1 protein-coding gene is annotated in these 251 nt (G+C 50.6%); it reads right to left on the bottom strand.

Translation table 11 applies throughout. From position 1 onward, the window contains the following. Nucleotides 1-251: LysR substrate-binding domain-containing protein (locus GJQ66_RS13410; protein WP_230379662.1), on the bottom strand; the 251-nt coding region annotated here is incomplete at both ends.

Raw genomic sequence — 251 nt, 5'->3', positions numbered from 1 at the left:
AAAGGGCGCACGCACGCTATCCCCAATTTGCATCACAAACTTGTGGCGCGCCAAATCCTCGGCCGATTGTGGTTTTCCATGCGCTGCAAAATACGCGGGGCTGCCGTGTATCGCGTTTCGAAACCTTCCCAACGGAATCACAATGTTATCTGGTTCATCTGGCATCTTGCCCAAACGGATCGCCAAATGCGCTTCGCCATATTCAAGCTTAAACACGCGTTCATCCGATAAAATGCGCAAGTTAATATCGG

It is taken from the genome of Microbacterium sp. ZXX196, from assembly GCF_009709595.1.
Classification (GTDB): Bacteria; Actinomycetota; Actinomycetes; order Actinomycetales; family Microbacteriaceae; genus Microbacterium; species Microbacterium excoecariae.
This window is presented reverse-complemented; position numbering and strand designations above follow the sequence as displayed.